The organism is Streptomyces sp. CG4, from assembly GCF_041080655.1.
Classification (GTDB): Bacteria; Actinomycetota; Actinomycetes; order Streptomycetales; family Streptomycetaceae; genus Streptomyces.
In genome coordinates, this window is record NZ_CP163525.1 from 393,559 (window position 1) to 409,480 (window position 15,922).

The 15,922-nt window shown below is 71.6% G+C and carries 12 protein-coding genes and 1 pseudogene; 4 read left to right on the top strand and 9 right to left on the bottom strand.

Annotation, left to right across the window (positions count from 1 at the left end; genetic code table 11):
- Nucleotides 1–3: 3 nt before the first annotated feature.
- Nucleotides 4–726 (top strand): TetR/AcrR family transcriptional regulator, encoded by a 723-nt coding sequence (locus AB5L52_RS01925; protein ID WP_369362384.1) that lies wholly within the window; start codon nucleotides 4–6, stop codon nucleotides 724–726.
- Between the two features lie 403 nt (nucleotides 727–1,129).
- Here AB5L52_RS01925 and AB5L52_RS01930 read toward each other — a convergent pair whose 3' ends face one another.
- Nucleotides 1,130–1,495 carry a darcynin family protein gene (locus AB5L52_RS01930; protein WP_351033717.1) on the bottom strand — a complete coding sequence of 122 codons (366 nt, stop codon included), beginning with the start codon at nucleotides 1,493–1,495 and terminating at the stop codon, nucleotides 1,130–1,132.
- Nucleotides 1,496–1,568: 73 nt separating this feature from the next.
- Nucleotides 1,569–2,462: an NAD(P)H-binding protein gene (locus tag AB5L52_RS01935; protein ID WP_351572716.1), complete on the bottom strand. Its 894-nt coding sequence runs from the start codon at nucleotides 2,460–2,462 to the stop codon at nucleotides 1,569–1,571.
- A gap of 103 nt (nucleotides 2,463–2,565) precedes the next feature.
- Between AB5L52_RS01935 and AB5L52_RS01940 the strand changes: the two genes are divergently transcribed.
- Nucleotides 2,566–3,519, top strand: coding sequence for a LysR family transcriptional regulator (locus tag AB5L52_RS01940; RefSeq protein ID WP_369368791.1), 954 nt, complete (start codon nucleotides 2,566–2,568; stop codon nucleotides 3,517–3,519).
- A 406-nt stretch (nucleotides 3,520–3,925) separates the two neighbouring features.
- Nucleotides 3,926–4,282, top strand: a pseudogene (locus AB5L52_RS01945) (SDR family NAD(P)-dependent oxidoreductase); the annotation flags it as partial.
- Between the two features lie 16 nt (nucleotides 4,283–4,298).
- Here AB5L52_RS01945 and AB5L52_RS01950 read toward each other — a convergent pair.
- From AB5L52_RS01950 to AB5L52_RS01975, 6 genes are all read right to left on the bottom strand, one after another.
- Nucleotides 4,299–5,180: an SDR family oxidoreductase gene (locus tag AB5L52_RS01950; RefSeq protein WP_369362385.1), complete on the bottom strand. Its 882-nt coding sequence runs from the start codon at nucleotides 5,178–5,180 to the stop codon at nucleotides 4,299–4,301.
- Nucleotides 5,177–5,932 (bottom strand): alpha/beta fold hydrolase, encoded by a 756-nt coding sequence (locus tag AB5L52_RS01955; RefSeq protein WP_351572711.1) that lies wholly within the window; start codon nucleotides 5,930–5,932, stop codon nucleotides 5,177–5,179. The genes AB5L52_RS01950 and AB5L52_RS01955 overlap by 4 nt, the downstream gene beginning before the upstream one ends.
- A gap of 117 nt (nucleotides 5,933–6,049) precedes the next feature.
- Nucleotides 6,050–6,694 (bottom strand): response regulator, encoded by a 645-nt coding sequence (locus tag AB5L52_RS01960; protein ID WP_369362386.1) that lies wholly within the window; start codon nucleotides 6,692–6,694, stop codon nucleotides 6,050–6,052.
- Nucleotides 6,658–7,956 carry a sensor domain-containing protein gene (locus AB5L52_RS01965; protein WP_369362388.1) on the bottom strand — a complete coding sequence of 433 codons (1,299 nt, stop codon included), beginning with the start codon at nucleotides 7,954–7,956 and terminating at the stop codon, nucleotides 6,658–6,660. Before AB5L52_RS01965 ends, AB5L52_RS01960 begins: the two co-directional genes overlap by 37 nt.
- Before the next feature lie 86 nt (nucleotides 7,957–8,042).
- Nucleotides 8,043–10,553: an FtsX-like permease family protein gene (locus AB5L52_RS01970; RefSeq protein WP_369362389.1), complete on the bottom strand. Its 2,511-nt coding sequence runs from the start codon at nucleotides 10,551–10,553 to the stop codon at nucleotides 8,043–8,045.
- On the bottom strand, nucleotides 10,553–11,356 hold the full coding sequence (locus tag AB5L52_RS01975) for an ABC transporter ATP-binding protein (RefSeq protein WP_351033703.1): 804 nt from the start codon (nucleotides 11,354–11,356) through the stop codon (nucleotides 10,553–10,555). Before AB5L52_RS01975 ends, AB5L52_RS01970 begins: the two co-directional genes overlap by 1 nt.
- A gap of 326 nt (nucleotides 11,357–11,682) precedes the next feature.
- Between AB5L52_RS01975 and AB5L52_RS01980 the strand changes: the two genes are divergently transcribed.
- The gene (locus AB5L52_RS01980) at nucleotides 11,683–11,937 is read left to right on the top strand and encodes a hypothetical protein (RefSeq protein WP_351572699.1); all 255 of its coding nucleotides are present in this window, start codon (nucleotides 11,683–11,685) and stop codon (nucleotides 11,935–11,937) included.
- Nucleotides 11,938–12,003: 66 nt separating this feature from the next.
- Here the strand turns inward: AB5L52_RS01980 and AB5L52_RS01985 are convergent, their stop codons facing one another.
- Entirely contained in the window at nucleotides 12,004–15,909 is a 3,906-nt protein-coding gene (locus AB5L52_RS01985; protein ID WP_369362391.1) for a type I polyketide synthase, read from the bottom strand.
- Between the last annotated feature and the right edge of the window lie 13 nt (nucleotides 15,910–15,922).

Below are 15,922 nucleotides of genomic sequence, written 5' to 3' on the forward strand. Positions count from 1 at the left end.
GGCATGAGAGCACGTACCGAGGCCCCGCGCAGCCGCCGGGAGCGCCCCGCCAAGCCCGCGCTGAGCCGCGCCGGGATCGTCGCGACCTCGGTCGCGCTGATGAGGAGCGAAGGACTGGAGCGGTTGACGATGCGCCGCTTGGCTCAGGAACTCGACACCGGACCGGCCTCGCTGTACGTGTACTTCCGCAACACGGCCGAACTGCACGCCGCGGTACTCGACGAACTGCTCGGCGAGGTGGACCTCAGTCCCGTGCCGGACGACGGGCCCTGGCGCGAGCGTCTCATCGACATCCTCACGTCCTATATCCAGGTCCTGTACGAGCACCCGAGCCTGGCCCGCTCCGCCCTGGTCGCACGCCCCAGGGGCGAGCACTACCTCGCCTTGCTGGAAGGGCTGTTGGCGGTACTCAGGTTCGGTGGCATCGAAGGCGAACGCGCCGCCTGGGCCGTCGACCTCCTCCTGCAGTTCGCCACCACGGCTGCCGCCGAGCATGGAAGCCGACGCCAAGCGCCGGACGCCCAGGAGGAGTGGACGGCCTTCACCCAGGCTCTGCGCTCAGCCTCGCCCGAGCGCTACCCGAACCTGGCAGCGACATCTGACGATCTGTTCACCGGCACCCCGCGCGAACGACACACCTGGATCTTCCAGGTCCTCCTCAACGGCATCCTCACCGCGCCCGCCCCAGCCGCCGGGGCGTCAAGTACGCTGCGAGCATCTGTGTGAGTGGGGGCGGCTGTGTCGATGGTTGCTGATGGCCGATCCCTACGGCGTGCAGGATCTCGCAGACGGTCGAGGCGGCGACCTCCATCCCGAGCACAGCGAGCTCGCCATGCATCCGGCGACTCCCAAATTGGGGCGTGCAGGTTCCTGACCTGAACTCGCCTTGGTGGGAGGCGGAGTTCACGTTCTGGTATGACATCTGGACGTCCAACGTTGTGTCCGGTGGGCCGCTCAGCCAGCGGGGCGAGCGGCCCCGGACCGATCTCGATCCGGGGCCTCGTTGGCGTCTGGTCTGAGTTTTGGTCACAGTTGCTCATCCGGGCGCCTCTGTACTTCCGCCGGACAGGCGTTGTGCTGTTGCTCATGGACTTCAACTTGAGCGTGCTCTGGTCCGGACGGGCGGATGTCAGGTGGTGATGGTGGCGACGGGGTCGAGGCCGTAGGTGCGGGCGTAGCCGTTCTCGGTGCCGACGAGCAGGTCGACGACCTCGAAGTAGCGGTCCCAGAACGGGGTCTCGCGCAGCGCGTCGACAAGGAGTTGGTAGGCGTGGTGGTCGTCTGCTTCCCAGACCCAGACGTCCGTGACGCGCGCGGAGTAGAACTCCGTGTCGTAGAAGCGTGACCGGACGCCGGTGGTCTTGGCCTCGATCGCGGGGAGGACCTGGGTGGTGAAGGCGTCCCCACGTTCCTGGACGGTCAGGGCGAGCCACTCGGGTGTGGTCTTGACGAGCATGAACGCGGTGACCGGCGGTTCGGTTTTCTCAGTGGACATGATGAGTGCCTCCCGGGTGGCAGGGTTCTCGGTGCGGTGGGCACCATGTGTTGCGGCGACGGTTGTTGGACCTTCAGGAGAGGACGGCGGGCTTGAGGGTCTGGGCGCACCACTGCTCGAAGGTGGTGGTCGAGGTGGTGTCCGGGGTGCGGGCGACGCCGGCGTCGAGGCCGTCGTCCTTGGCCCGCTTCATGTCGACGATGCCGCGGACGAACGCCTCGTTGAGGCCGTAGCCGACGAGGGTGGTGTGCAGATCGTCGAGCGGCTGGCGTTCGTAGCGGACGGCGCGGCCGAGCTGCTCGGTCATGATGCGGGCCAGGTCGTTGGGGGACAGGTCCTGCGGCCCGAGAACCGGGACGCTGTCGGTGCCGGTCCAGGAGCGGTCCAGCAGCAGGCCGGCGGCCACGGCGGCGATGTCGGCGACGGCGACGAGGGGAGCCTTGCGGTCGGCGTCGACGGCGTCGGTGAAGACGCCTTTCTCGCGGATCGAGTCGGCCTCCTCCAGGAGGTTCTCGAAGAAGGACGGGTTGGCCAGGGCCCGGTAGGCGACGCCGGTGCCCGCGATCAGGTCGTCCATGGCAAGGGAGGCGGTGACGAGCCCGGCGCGGCCGGCGACCGGGGTGCCGCGGCCGAGCGCGGAGACGCTGACCACGTGGCCGACGCCGTGGGCGGCGAGTGCCGTGGTGGCGGGGCGGGTGAAGCCGCAGTAGGCATCCTCCGGGGTCAGGGAGGCGTCCGGGGGGACGAGCCAGAAGACAGCGTCCGCGCCCTCGAAGGCCCGGTCGACGATCCCGGCGTCGCCGTGCGAGCCGGTGACCACCTCGACGCGTTCGCGCACCGCGTCGGGGAGCCGGGCGGGGTCACGCACGACCACGCGCAGTTCCTCGCCGGCGGCGGGGGCGGACTCAAGGAGCAGCGGAAGCAGGTGGCGGCCGATGTTCCCGGTGGGACCAGTGATGACGATCATGAAAACCTCGTGGATCGTGGGGATCGGTACGCCCCTCATCCTGCGGAGATCCGCGGTGTTGTCACAATGGGAACTTCAGCACGGAATCATTGTCAGAAATGGAATTACGCAGGTGAACAGCCCAGAGCCGGTCATCGATGCCCATCTCGCCGTCGCGCTGGACGCTTTGCTGTCCGAGCAGAGCGTCACCCGCGCCGCCGCCCGCCTGCACACCTCCCCCGCTGCAATGAGCCGCACCCTCGCCCGCCTGCGCCGCATCCTCCAAGACCCCCTTCTGGTGCGGGCCGGACAGGCCATGGTCCCCACCCCGCGTGCCCAGGCCCTGCGCGACGAAGCCGCCACAGTGGTGCGCCGCCTCGGAGCACTGCTCACCCCAGGCACCGGCGTAGACCCCGCCGCCCTGCACACCACCTTCACCCTCCAGACCGCCGACCTGGTCGGCGCGGCACTGGCTCCCGGACTGCTGCAACTGGCCCGGCAGGAAGCGCCGGGGATTTCCTTGCGGTTCCGGGCCGAGGAGTTGGAGGCCGGACCGGCACTCCGCGACGGCCGCATCGACCTGGAAGTCGGATCCATCGACCACGTCGACCCCGAAACCCAGGTCGAGGAACTGCTCACCCTCCGGATGGTGGCGGCCGTCCGGCCCGGCCACCCCCTCACCGAAGGAACCCTGACCCCGGCCCGGTTCGCCACAGCCGAACACGTCGCGGTCAGCCGCCGAGGCCGGTTCACCGGCCCCCTCGACACCGCCTTGGCCGAGCACAACCTCAGCCGGCGGGTCAGTGCCGTTCTCCCCAGCCACTTGGCCGCGATGACCCTCGCCGCCCGCAGCGATGTCATCTGCCTCGTCCCCGCCGCGCTCCCCGGCGCCGCTCCCTCGCCCCTCACCGATGCCGCCACCGCCCTCGGCCTGCACCTCCTCGACGTCCCCCTGCCACTGCCGCCCCTGACCATCGGCATGGCCTGGCACCCCCGCCATGCCGCCGACGGAGCCCACCACTGGCTGCGCAACGCCGTCCGCCGGACCGTTCGCGCACCCGGGAGCTCGCCCTCCTGACGGGCCCAAGGCTCCCTCGGCAGCGGGCGGCCACGACCTGGCAGCAGCAAGGACCCTGGCGAGAAAATCACCCGACCGAGACGCCGCACTCCCACCATCGATCACAATGTCGGTACGGCAACGGCCTTTTGTGCTGCTGTGACCGCGAAGGTTCACCGGGTCTCGGTTCACGAGGGCGGGTGCGCGACGCGGCGTACGCCCCACCGAGCAGACCGCTCGACAGCCTGTAACGCTGCGTCACAGCTTCTCCAGCCCCGGCAGCCTGTCCTCGGCTTTCCTGGCACACGTCGGTGTCCGGCCGTCGGCGTACCGCAAGATTTCGTCGGCAGGTGGGCAATCCGGCGTATGTCCCGTGCCGACCCCACCGTCACTGGCCGGTGCCGTGCTGGAGCGCGGCTGGCGGGCGGTGGTCACCGCCCGGACTGCCGGCAAGGCCGTCGACGTGGTCGCCGGGCACGAGGAACGCGCCCTCGCCCTGGCGCTGGACGTCACCGACTCCCAGCAGATCGCTAAGGCGGTCGCACAGGCGCAGGCCGCCTTCGGACGGATCGACGTACTGGTCAACAACGCCGGCTACGGCTACCTCGCCGCCATCGAGGAAGGCGAGGACGACGAGGTTCGCGCTCTGTTCGAGACCAACGTCTTCGGCCTGGTCAACACCACCAGAGCCGTCCTGCCAGGAATGCGCTCCCGTCGCGCAGGCCGCATCGTGAACATGTCCTCACTCGGCAGCCTGGTCGGCTTCGGCGCCACCGGCTCCTACCACGCCACCAAGTTCGCTACGCGGTCCGCGAGCGCCCCGGCGCGGCGGGGCGGGGGCCGGCGAGGGACTCGGCCTGGTCGAGGAACGAGGGCAGCCACTGCTCGTAGGAGACGCCCGCGAGGAACCGCAGGGCTGCCTCCGCGTCCTTGCCGACCGTCGTGTGCAAGGGGGTGTCCGGGTCGTCGACGGCGGCGACGATCGCCCGGGCCGCCTCCGCGCAGTCGGCGGCGCCTTCCGCCACGTGCGCGAGGAACCGCGAGAGCCAGGCATGGTCGGCGTCGTACGGACCGGTCCCGGACTGCTCCGCGGCCGCGTTGGCGGCGGACCTGCGCTGGATGGCGGAGGCGAAGCTGCCCGGTTCGAGGCACACCACGCGAATGCCGAACGGCTGGACCTCCGCGTACAGGGCCTCACTGAGCGCGCCCAGGGCGGCCTTGCTGGCCGCGTAGAAGCCGCCGTGCGGCACGGCGAACGTACGGCCCGCGAGGGAGGAGACGTTGACGATGACGCCGCTGCCCCGGGCGCGCATCCCGGGCAGGACGGCGCGGGACATGCGCAGCGCGCCCCAGTAGTTGGTCTCCATCAGAGTCCGTGCCTGGTCGAGGGGCATGGTCTCGACCGGGCCGGTGCGGTCGACGCCGGCGTTGTTGACGAGGACGTCGACCGGTCCGTGCCGGTCCTGCACCGCGGTGACGGCGGCGGTGACCGAGGTGTCGTCGGTGACGTCCAGGTGCGGGACGTCGAGGGTGAGGTCCTCGGCCTGGGCGCGCCGGAGCAGTTCCGCCGCGCGCGCCGGGTCGCGTACGCAGGCGTGCACCCGGTCTCCCCGGCGCGCGAAGGCCAGCGCCGTCTCCAGGCCGATGCCGCTGCTGCAGCCGGTGATGAGGACGGAGGTCATGCCCGGCCCGCCTCCTTCGCCAGCAGGTCGAGGACTTCGTTCTGGTGGGACGTCAGATAGAAGTGGCCGCCCTGGAACACATGGAAGTCGAAGGACGCGTCCGTGTGGCGGGACCAGGCGCGTGCCTCGTCCACGGTGACCTTCGGGTCGTCGTCGCCGACCAGGCCGACGATGGGGCAGCGCAGGTTCGGGCCCGGCTCGTAGACGTAGGTCTCGGCGGCCCGGTAGTCGGCGCGGATCGCGGGCAGGGCCATGCGGATGAGTTCCTCGTCGTCGAGGATCGCCGAGTCCGTGCCGCTCAACTTCCGCATCTCTTCGACGAGTCCGTCGTCGTCGCGCAGATGGACGGACTCGTCGCGCGGGCAGGAGGGGGCCCGGCGGGCGGAGGCGAACAGCGCGTGCGCGACGATGCCGTGGTCGCGCTCCAGTCGGCGGGCGACCTCGAAGCCGAGGGTCGCGCCCATGCTGTGGCCGAAGAGGAGGAGGGGGCGGTCCGTCCACGGCAGCAGGACGGACGTGACGCGGTCGGCCAGTTCCTGGATGCTGTCGGGGCACGGCTCGTTGCGCCGGTCCTGGCGCCCCGGGTACTGCACGGCGAGCACGTCCACGGACGCCGGCAGGCTCGCCGAGACCGGGTGGTAGAAGGACGCCGAGCCGCCCGCGTGCGGCAGGCACACCAGCCTGACCGCCGCGTCCGGACGGGGATGGTAGCGGCGTATCCAGAGGCGGTCGTGCTCGGCGAGCGTGGTCATGGGGCTGACGTGTCCTTCCTGGCGGTGGCAGCGGCGCGGGCCGGGGGCGTGCCCCAGCAGTCTCACCCGCGCGAAGACGGCCGGCCACCCCTATCCGCCCCAACGGCAGGGTGCGGCTCAGGCGTTGAGGTAGGCGAGCACGGCGAGCACGCGGCGGTTGCTGTCGCTGGACGGCGGCAGCATCAGCTTGGTGAAGATGTTGGAGATGTGCTTGGCGGCCGCGCCCTCGGTGACGGTGAGCCGCTGGGCGATCGCCGTGTTCGAGCAGCCCTCGGCCATCAGCTCCAGCACCTCGCGTTCCCGTCCGGTGAGCGCGGCCAGCGGCTGGTCCCGGGAGTGACTGGTCATCAGCTGGGCGACCACGGCCGGGTCCATGGCCGTACCGCCGGCGGCGACCCGCCGTACGGCGTCGATGAACTGTTCGTCGTCCAGCACGCTGTCCTTCAGCAGATAGCCGATGCCGCCGGTGCCGTCGGCCAGCAGTTCGCGGGCGTACATCTGCTCGACGTGCTGGGAGAGGACGAGGATCGGCAGTCCGGGCTGCTCGCGGCGGGCGCGCAGGGCGGCCTGCAGGCCCTCGGTGGTGAAGGTGGGCGGCAGTCGTACGTCGACGATGGCGACGTCGGGCCGGTGTTCGGTGAGTGCGGCGGCGAGGTCGGTGCCGTTGTCGACGGCGGCGGCCACCTCGAAGTCGTACGCCTCCAGCAGTTGGATGATCCCCTGCCTCAGGAGGAAGAGGTCTTCGGCGAGGACAACGCGCACGGTAGCTCCATCTTCATCACGGTCGGTCCGCCCGGGGGGCTGTCGATCTCCAGAACCCCGTCAAAGGATGCCAGCCGCCGTCGGATGCCCTCCAGGCCGCTCCCGGCCGAGACGTCGGCGCCGCCGTGGCCGTCGTCGGTGACGCGGGCGTGCAGGGTGCCGTCCTCGTACCAGGCGAGGATCTCCATGCGCTGGGCCTCGGCGTGTTTGAGGGCGTTGGTCAGCAGCTCCGAGACCGCGAAGTAGACGGCGGACTCGACCGGGTCGGGCGGCCTGCCGGGCAGGTCCGCGACGACGGTGACCTGCAGCGGGCTGGCGAGGCCCAGGGCGCGCAGGGCGTCGGCCAGGCCGCGTTCGGCGAGGACGGGCGGGTGGATGCCGCGGACCAGGTCGCGCAGTTCGCTCAGGGCCTGTACGGACGAGGTGCGGGCCTGCCGCAGCAGCTTTCGCGCCTCTTCGGGGTCCTGGGCCATCTTCCGGTCGACGGCGCCGAGTTGAAGGCCGAGGCTGACCAGTCGGGCCTGGGCGCCGTCGTGCAGGTCGCGTTCGATGCGGCGCAGTTCGGCGGCCTGGATGTCGAGGGCGCCGGAGCGGGTCTCCGACAGGTGCTGCACCCGGGAGGCCAGCTGGGACTGCCGGGTCGGGCCGAGCAGGAAGCGGACGAAGTAGGCGTACCCCTTGAGGACCAGCGGGCCGAGCAGCACCCAGCCGGTGAGGACGACGAGCGCCAGCAGGCCCGCGGCGAGTGCGGCCGGCCAGCTGTCGACGGTGACGAAGGCGTACCAGCGGCCCTGTCCGCCGTCCGCGATGGGCTGCCACAGGCCGCAGGCCAGGAACAGCCCCTCCCCCGCGTAGTAGAGCAGCCCGGCCGGTACGAAACCGACCAGGCCGACCAGGCAGTTGAGCAGCAGCCACAGCAGATCCCGCCAGGTCGCGGGGTCGGTCAGGATCCACTTGCAGCGGCGCATCCAGCCGACGATGTCCTTCTCGATCTCCTCCGGCTCGGGCCGGTAGGGCCGTTCCACCGGGATTCCGGAGTGCGCGGCGGCGCGCCGGTTGAGGTCGGCCAGCCAGCGCACCGCGCGGGTGCAGTAGGGCAGCGCGAGGAAGCCGATGCCGATCACGGAGATGACGATGAAGTAGGCGGTGGTGACGAAGAGGACGATCGACAGCAGGGCTCCGGCGGCGATGGCCACGCCGACCAGGGTGTCCAGGGTGGCGCGGCCCAGCAGGCCGCGCCATGTGACCGGCACAGTCTTCATGCCTTCATGTTCCCATTCCGCGGCGCCGGTCATGGAGGGGCCGCCCCCGCTCGGGGGTAGCGGGGACGGCCCGGTCAGGGGGTGGCTCACGCGGCCTTCACCGTGTCCACGGCGGGGGTGCGCATGCCACGCCAGGAGGGCAGCAGCGTGGCGCCGAAGACCAGCAGCAGTGATCCGCCGACGATGGTGAGGTAGATGCCGATGGATCCGGAGGGCAGATACGAGTCGCTCTTGACCAGGCTGTAGGGGACGATGGTCGTCGCGGAGGCGAGGGTGCCGAGGACGGTGGCGATGACACCGATCAGCACGCCTTCGACGGTCAGCATGGCGAGCACCTGGGCGCGGGTGGCGCCGGTGAGCCGCTGGAGGCCGAACTCCGCGCGCCGTTTCCGGGTGACCGACACCAGGGTGTTGACCACGGTGATGGCGGCGTACCCCACGATCATGGCGACGATCGTGTAGTTGGCGGACACCAGGATCTGCTGGATCTGGTTGTTCCGGCCGGCGAGGGAGGAGCTGACGTCCAGTTCGGTGCCGGGCACCTGGGCGGCCAGCGCGGCGAGTCGGTCGTGGACCTCGGTACCGGCGCCGGGCGCGGTGCGGACCAGGATCTGGTGCGGCAGTCCGTCGCCGGTGTGCGGGGCGAGGGTGGCGGCGGGCAGTGTCAGGTACTCCTGCTTGGGGTTGTCGGTGTAGAGGGCGACGACGGTGGGGCGTACGGCGGTGCCGTCGCCGAGGTGCATCGGCAGCCGGTCGCCGACCTTTACGCCGTACTCGCGGGCCTTCTCGTCGGACAGGGCCACCGAGTCGCCGCGCAGGTCGCCGAGGGAGCCGGCGACAACGGGCAGGTCGAGGCTCTGGCGCACGCCCTCGGCGGAGACGCCGCGCAGGTCGGCGTCGGCCGGGCCGCCCGGCCGGTCCACGAAGCCGCGGGTGATGACGAGTTCGGAGGCCGCGGCAACTCCGGGCGTGGCACGCACCTTGTCGACGACGCCGGGGGCGAATCCGCCCGTCGTGGAGTCGAGGACGTAGTCGGCCAGGATGTTCTTGTCGTAGGAGGTCCGGGAGACGTGGTCCTCGGTGGACTGCATGTACAGGGTGCCGGTGGCGATGCCGATGAGCAGGACGATCGGGGCGACGGCGCCCGCCATGCGGACGCTGGCGGTGGCGGCGTTGCGCAGCGCGAGCTGACCGGAGAGCCCGGAGAAGGCGCGCACCGGGAGCCGTAGCAGCGCCACCATGGCTTTGGTGATGCCGGGGGCGAGCAGGGCGAGGCCGATGCAGAACAGCACGGAGGCGGGTCCCGCGGTGCTGGCGAGGGTGGGGCCGTCGTGCATCACGGTGGCGGTGGCGATCGCCAGGCCGATGCCGTTGGCGAGGAAGAACAGGGCGAGCAGGAGCCGGGGCACGCTGAACCAGCGGGTGCCGGCGGTGGCTTCGGCCAGCGCGGCCACCGGTTCCGTGCGGGCGGCCTTGCGTCCGGCGAAGCGGGTGGCTCCGGCTGCCGCGAGGACGGTGACGATCGCGCCGACGGCCATCGGGATCCAGCCGGCGTGGTAGACGATCTCCGACGACACCACGCCGCTGGAGGTCAGCACCCCGAACAGCAGCCTGCCGATGGCCCATCCGGGCAGCAGGGCGAGCAGCACGGATCCGACCGACAGCATGGCCGTCTCGGTGAGGATCATGCGGCGCAGCTGCTGGGGGGTGGAGCCGACGGCGCGCAGCAGGGCCATCTCGCGGGCGCGCTGCTGGAGGGAGAGGCCGAGGGTGGAGGCGACGCCGAACATGACGATCAGCACGACCGAGGAGCCGAAGACCGCGGCGAGGATGACGACGGTGCGCTTGCTGGGCAGGGTGCCGGGCAGTTCGGCAAGGCCCCGGTGTTCGCCGGTCAGGACCTCGGCGCGGTCGCCGACCGCCGAGCGCACCGCGTCCGCGACGGCGGCGGTGCTCTTGCCGGGTGCCGGCAGGACGCCGATGGAGTCGATGCGGCCGCCGGCGAGGGTGCGTGCCTCGTCGTCGGTGAAGAACACGGCGGCGTGCGGGTTGTGGCCGCCGTGCTGTTCGGCGATGCCGCTGACCCGGAACTGACGGGTGGTGCCCTGGACGACGATGTCGACCGTGGACCCGGGACGGGCGCCGGCGCGCTCGGCCAGTCCCGAGTCGAGGACGACCTCGCCGCCGGCGGCGGGGGATCCACCGGCGGCGAGGGTATAGGGGGTGAGCCGGGCGCCGGCCCAACCATGGCCGTAGGAGTCGGACTTGCCGGTCAGTGGCTTGCCGTCCTTGAGGACGGTGGCCGGGACCGACACGTCGGCGACGGCCGTGCCCACGCCGTCGGCCTTGGCCACCGTGCCGACCAGGTCGGGGTCGATGCGGTGGCGCTCGGTCAGGGCGGTGGAGTCGTAGCTCTGGTCACCGGTGACGACGACCGGGGCGCCGGTGAGGCGCTGCGGGTCGGCCGCCATGCGGATGCCCGTCTCCATCAGGCCGCCGCAGCCGATGACGATGGCGGCTCCGAGGAACATGGCGAGGAAGGTCGCGACGAAGCTCGTCCTGCGGAACTTCAGGGTGCGCAGTGCCAGTTGCCACATCAGTAACGCCCCCCGGGGGACAGCGGCGAGCTCTGCCGCTGGGTGTCGTCCTCCCAGGCGCCGAGCCTGGTCATCCGGGCGGCGACGGCGTCGGCGGTCGGCCGGTGCAGTTCGCCGGCGAAGGTGCCGTCGGCGAGGAAGACCACGCGGTCGGCGTAGGAGGCGGCGACCGGGTCGTGGGTGACCATGACGAGCGTCTGGCGGGCGGTGTCGACGGACTCGCGCAGCAGGGCGAGCACGGAGGCGGCGGTGCGGGTGTCGAGGGCACCGGTGGGTTCGTCGGCGAAGACCACCGCGGGCCGGGTCACCAGGGCGCGGGCGATGGCGACGCGCTGCTGCTGGCCGCCGGACAGCTGGGCCGGCAGATGACCGAGTCGCTCGTTCAGGCCCACGCGCTGTACGACGTTGCGGATCAGGGCTTTGTCGGGGCGCTGTCCGGCCAGTTGCAGCGGCAGCGTGATGTTCTGCATGACCGTCAGCGCGGGCAGCAGGTTGAAGGACTGGAAGATGAAGCCGATCCGGTTCCGGCGCAGCTTGGTCAGCTGGGTGTCGTCCAGGCCGGCGAGGTCGGTGCCGCCGACGGTGACCTTGCCGGAGCTGGGCTGGACCAGTCCCGCGGCGCAGTGCAGGAAGGTGCTCTTGCCCGAACCGGACGGGCCCATCACGGCGGTGAAGGTGCCATCGGCGAAGCTCATGGTGAGCCCGCGGAGCGCGGCCACCTGGCTGTCTCCTCGGCCATAGGTCTTCGACACGGCGTCGAGCCGTACCGCCTCCGCCATGCGAAGGTCCTGTGAAGTGTGCACTGCGGGCTCCCCTATGAGATATCGCGCTTCTCACGCGGTGTCTGTGAACCAGATTAGGAACGCTGCGGCGGCGGCACATTGGCATTCTCCGGCCGGTTCGAGGTAGAGGTTTCTCTACCTCGGCACGCCAGGTTTCGGCGGGCGGCCTGCGCGCTGTGCGGTCTGCCTGTCAAGGGGGAGGAAAGTTCCCTCGTACGGATAACTGACCCCACCCTGTCCGAATAGTTGACTCCCCTTCACAAGGTTCGGTTGGCACCCGTGTCGCGGGGCGCGTGGGCGGGTACCTTCGGAGCCGTCGGAAAAATCCACGAACGTAAGGAAGTCCCATGGCCACGAGGCCTGACCACGAGCTGACCGCCCAGGTCCGGCCCGATGGATATCTGGAGCTGCTCTGCCGGCGCACCGGGCGGCGGCACCGGTGCGGGCCCCGCGGCACGACGATGTGGCTGGCGCTGCAGCGCAGCGATTGGCAGCCCGAATTGGCCGCGGACGAAATCGCCGTCCATTTAGGAGTCGATCCGGACAGTGTCCGCTGCGATATCCATGCGTGGCTGGCGCATTTCCGCGAGGCCGGCGAGTGAGGACAGCGGGGGCGCGGGCGGCCTTTCGGCGGCCCGCACCCCGTCTCGTTCGGCCTTCTCTCTGTTTCAGCGAGTACCGGCGGCTGCTGTCGCGGTCAGCCAGGTCTCGACCGCCTGGGCCGTGGCTTCCGCGAAATCCTCCAGAATCGTGAAGTGCGTGCCGGGTACGTCGACCGGTTCGTGCTCCGCGGGCCAGGCGGCCCGCCAGTCGTCCGTGCCGGTGCCGGTCGCGAAGGACCGCGTGGGCCGCACGAACAGCACCGGCGCCGTCAGGGCGCCCGGCATGCAGTGCTGGATGAGATCGCTGTAGCGGCTCATGGCGGCGAGCCGTGCGGTGCCGAAGCCGCCGAGGGAGGACTCGCGGTCCAGCATGCCGTCGAACATCTGCCGCCACAGGTCGTCCTTGCCGTCGTCCCCGGGCTGATAGGTGTCCAACAGCACGACGCCCGAGGCGGGTTGTCCGGCCTTCTCCATGATTTCGGCGGCCGCGTGGGCGAACTGGCCACCGGAGGAGTAGCCGACGAGGACGTACGGCCGGTCGTCCGGGCAGGCCCGGCGGATGCCCTCGACGACGACTTCCACCACGGCCTCCACGGAACGTGGCAGTGCCTCGCCGGGGCCGAAGCCGGGCACCGCAGGCACCAGGACGTCACGTCGGCCGTGGAAGTGCCGGGCGAACCGGGCGTATTGATGGGCGCCGCCGAGCGCCATCGGCGAGGGCAGGCAGACCAGCCGCGGGAAAGCCTCCCCGGTCACCCCGCCGTCCCCGGCATCCCCGGTCGAAAGCCGCACCGGGGCGGTGACGTCCCCGAATTCGGCCAGGGACGAGAACCCGGGGAGGATCTCGGCGACGTTCCGCAGCAGTTCGATGGCCGAGGCCATCCGCCCGTCGGCCGCCGCGCGCCGCACCAGCCCCCCGACCGACTCCAGGTCTCCGGCTCCGTCGGCCGGCTCCGGTCGGCCGCCGTCGGCGAGATGTCCGCGCAGCACGGCGGCGAGAGCGGCCGGGCTGGGATGGTCGAACACGGCACCCGCCGGGAGGGGGCTGCCCAGGGCGGTACCGAGGGCGTTGCGGAGTTCGGCCGCGGAGACGGAGTCCATGCCGATCTCCAGGAAGACGGCATCCGGCTCGACGGCCTCCGGTCCGGGGTGCCCGAGGATCGCGGCGGTCTGGGCGCGGATCACGTCCGTCAGCAGCGCCTCCTGCTCGGCGGGCGTGGCTCCGGCCAGCCGCTGCCGCAACGGCTCGGCGTCCACGGGTTCGTGGGCCGCGGCGGGCACGGCGTCGTCAAGCGGTGCTGCGGTCACGGCCACGTCCGCGTTCAGCCAGTACCGCTCGTGCCGGAACGCGTAGGTGGGCAGATCGGCGCGCGCCGTACCGGGGAAGAGCGCCGTCCAGTCGGGAGCGAGGCCGTCGGTGTACAGGCGGGCGAGGCCGGACAAGAGGGCCGCGGGCTCGCTGCCGTGCCGCTTGCCGAGGGCGACGAAGACGGCGCTGTCGGTTTCCGCGCACGCGCGGGCGAGGCCGGTCAGGACGGCATCGGGCCCGAGTTCCACGAAGCGGCCGGCGCCCGATTCGGTGAGGGCGGCGACGGCGTCGGCGAACCGGACCGTCTCCCGCACGTGCCGTACCCAGTAGCCGGGGTCGCACAGCTGCTCGCCGTCGGCGGGGCGGCCGGTGAGCGTGGACACCAGCGGGATGCGCGGCTCGTGGAAGGTCAACGTCTCGGTCACGGACCGGAATTCATCGAGCATGCCGTCCATCAGGGGTGAGTGGAAGGCGTGTGAGACGGAGAGCCGCTTGGTCTTCGCGAAGCCCTCGGCGGCGGCCAGCACCGCTTCCTCCTCGCCGGAAAGGACCACGGAGGAAGGGCCGTTGACCGCGGCGAGCCCGACCCGGCCGTCCAGCAGGGGCCGTACCTCGTCCTCGGTGGCCTGTACGGCGACCATCGCGCCGCCCTCCGGCAGTGCCTGCATGAGCCGGCCGCGTGCGGCGACCAGGGTGCAGGCGTCGTCCAGGTCCAGGACACCCGCCACATGGGCGGCGGCGATCTCCCCTACGGAGTGCCCGGCCAGGGCGTCGGGCCGCACGCCGAACGACTCCAGCAGCCGGAACAGGGCCACCTCGAAGGCGAACAGTGCCGTCTGCGCGTACTGGGTGCGCTGCACGGCGTCGGTGTCGTCGCCCGCCAGCAGCCCGGCCAGGTCCAGGCCGATGCGTGCGTCGATCGCGTCGAAGGCGTCGGCGAACACCGGGTAACGGGCGCGGAGTTCGAGCCCCATGCCGAGACGCTGGGCACCCTGGCCGGTGAACAGGAACGCCGTACGGGTCCCGGTCCGGGCCTTGCCGGTGGCGGATGTGGGGGCGGGTGTCCCGGTGGCGAGGGCGTGCAGGGCCGCCAGGAGCTGGTCCCGGTCGGTGCCGGTGACGGCCGCGCGGTGGTCGAACGCGGTGCGCCGGGTGCCGAGGGCCCGGGCCACGGCCGCCGGGTGCAGCTCGGGCCGCTCCGCCAGGAAGGCGTGCAGCCGCTCGGCCTGCGCGGGCAGGGCCTGTGCGGACCGGGCGGACAGGGGCCATACGACGGCCGGGGCGTCGGCGTCGCCGTCCGTCGTCGGCCGTTCCTGCGCGGGCGGCTCCTCGATGATGGTGTGGGCGTTGGTACCGCTGATCCCGAAGGAGGAGATGCCGGCGCGCCGCGGGCGGTCCGCGCGGGGCCAGTCCCGTTGCTCCGTCAGCAGCCGCACCTCTCCCGCGCCCCAGTCGACCTTCGTGGACGGCTGCTCGGCATGCAGGGTCCTCGGCAGCACGTCGTTGCGCATCGCCATGACCATCTTGATGACGCCCGCGACTCCGGCGGCGGCCTGGGTGTGCCCGATGTTGGACTTAACCGAGCCCAGCCACAGTGGCGCCTCGCGGTCCTGGCCGTACGTGGCGAGGAGCGCCTGCGCCTCGATCGGGTCACCCAGCGTCGTACCGGTGCCGTGCGCCTCCACCGCGTCCACGTCGGCGGCCGACAAGCGGGCCGCCGCCAGCGCCTGCCGGATCACCCGCTGCTGCGAGGGACCGTTGGGCGCCGTGAGTCCGTTGGACGCGCCGTCCTGGTTGACCGCGGAGCCGCGGACAAGGGCCAGCACCTCGTGGCCGTTGCGCCGGGCGTCGCTCAACCGCTCCAGCACCAGGACGCCCAGGCCTTCCGAGAACCCGGTGCCGGCCGCGTCGTCGGCGAAGGAGCGGCAGCGGCCGTCCGGGGAGAGGGCGCCCTGGCGGCTGAACTCGACGTAGGTGCCCGGCGAGGCCATCACCGTCACTCCCCCGGCCAGCGCCAGGGTGCACTCGCCCTGCCGCAGCGCCTGGGCGGCCAGGTGCAGCGTGACGAGCGACGAGGAGCAGGCGGTGTCGACGCTGAGTGTCGGGCCCTCCAGGCCGAGGGTGTAGGCGACCCGGCCGGAGACGATGCTGCCGGAGCCGAAGCTGCCGAAGTAGTCGTGGTACATGACGCCCGCGAAGACGCCGGTGCGGCTGCCGCGCAGCGACACGGGGTCGATGCCGGCGTTGTCCAGCGCCTCCCAGGAGCCTTCGAGCAGCAGCCGCTGCTGCGGGTCCATGACGAGGGCCTCGTTCGGGCTGATCCCGAAGAAGGCGGCGTCGAAGTCGCCCGCGTCGTGCAGGAATCCGCCCTCGCGGGTGTAGGAGCGGCCCGGCACTCCCGGGGTCGGGTCGTACAGGTCCGGGTCCCAGCCGCGGTCGCCGGGGAACTCGGTGATGCCCTCCGCGCCGTCCGCGACCAGGCGCCACAGGTCCTCGGGGGACCGTACGCCGCCCGGGTAGCGGCAGGCCATGCCGACGATCGCGACCGGTTCCCGGGCGGCCGCGGTCAGCGCGCGGTTGCGTTCCCGCAGCCGCTCGATCTCCTTGAGCGAGGCGCGCAACGCCTCGACCATCCTGGTGTCCGGCTTCTCGGACTCGGCCATGGTCCTCTTCCTT

What these genes read in the sequence shown, in the direction of transcription:
- AB5L52_RS01985 (WP_369362391.1), bottom strand. Translation starts at nt 15,909, where the DNA reads ATGGCCGAGTCCGAGAAGCCGGACACCAGGATGGTCGAGGCGTTGCGC.
- AB5L52_RS01970 (WP_369362389.1), bottom strand. Translation starts at nt 10,553, where the DNA reads ATGTGGCAACTGGCACTGCGCACCCTGAAGTTCCGCAGGACGAGCTTC.
- AB5L52_RS01965 (WP_369362388.1), bottom strand. Translation starts at nt 7,956, where the DNA reads ATGAAGACTGTGCCGGTCACATGGCGCGGCCTGCTGGGCCGCGCCACC.
- AB5L52_RS01950 (WP_369362385.1), bottom strand. Translation starts at nt 5,180, where the DNA reads ATGACCTCCGTCCTCATCACCGGCTGCAGCAGCGGCATCGGCCTGGAG.
- AB5L52_RS01935 (WP_351572716.1), bottom strand. Translation starts at nt 2,462, where the DNA reads ATGATCGTCATCACTGGTCCCACCGGGAACATCGGCCGCCACCTGCTT.
- AB5L52_RS01925 (WP_369362384.1), top strand. Translation starts at nt 4, where the DNA reads ATGAGAGCACGTACCGAGGCCCCGCGCAGCCGCCGGGAGCGCCCCGCC.
- AB5L52_RS01980 (WP_351572699.1), top strand. Translation starts at nt 11,683, where the DNA reads ATGGCCACGAGGCCTGACCACGAGCTGACCGCCCAGGTCCGGCCCGAT.
- AB5L52_RS01955 (WP_351572711.1), bottom strand. Translation starts at nt 5,932, where the DNA reads ATGACCACGCTCGCCGAGCACGACCGCCTCTGGATACGCCGCTACCAT.
- AB5L52_RS01930 (WP_351033717.1), bottom strand. Translation starts at nt 1,495, where the DNA reads ATGTCCACTGAGAAAACCGAACCGCCGGTCACCGCGTTCATGCTCGTC.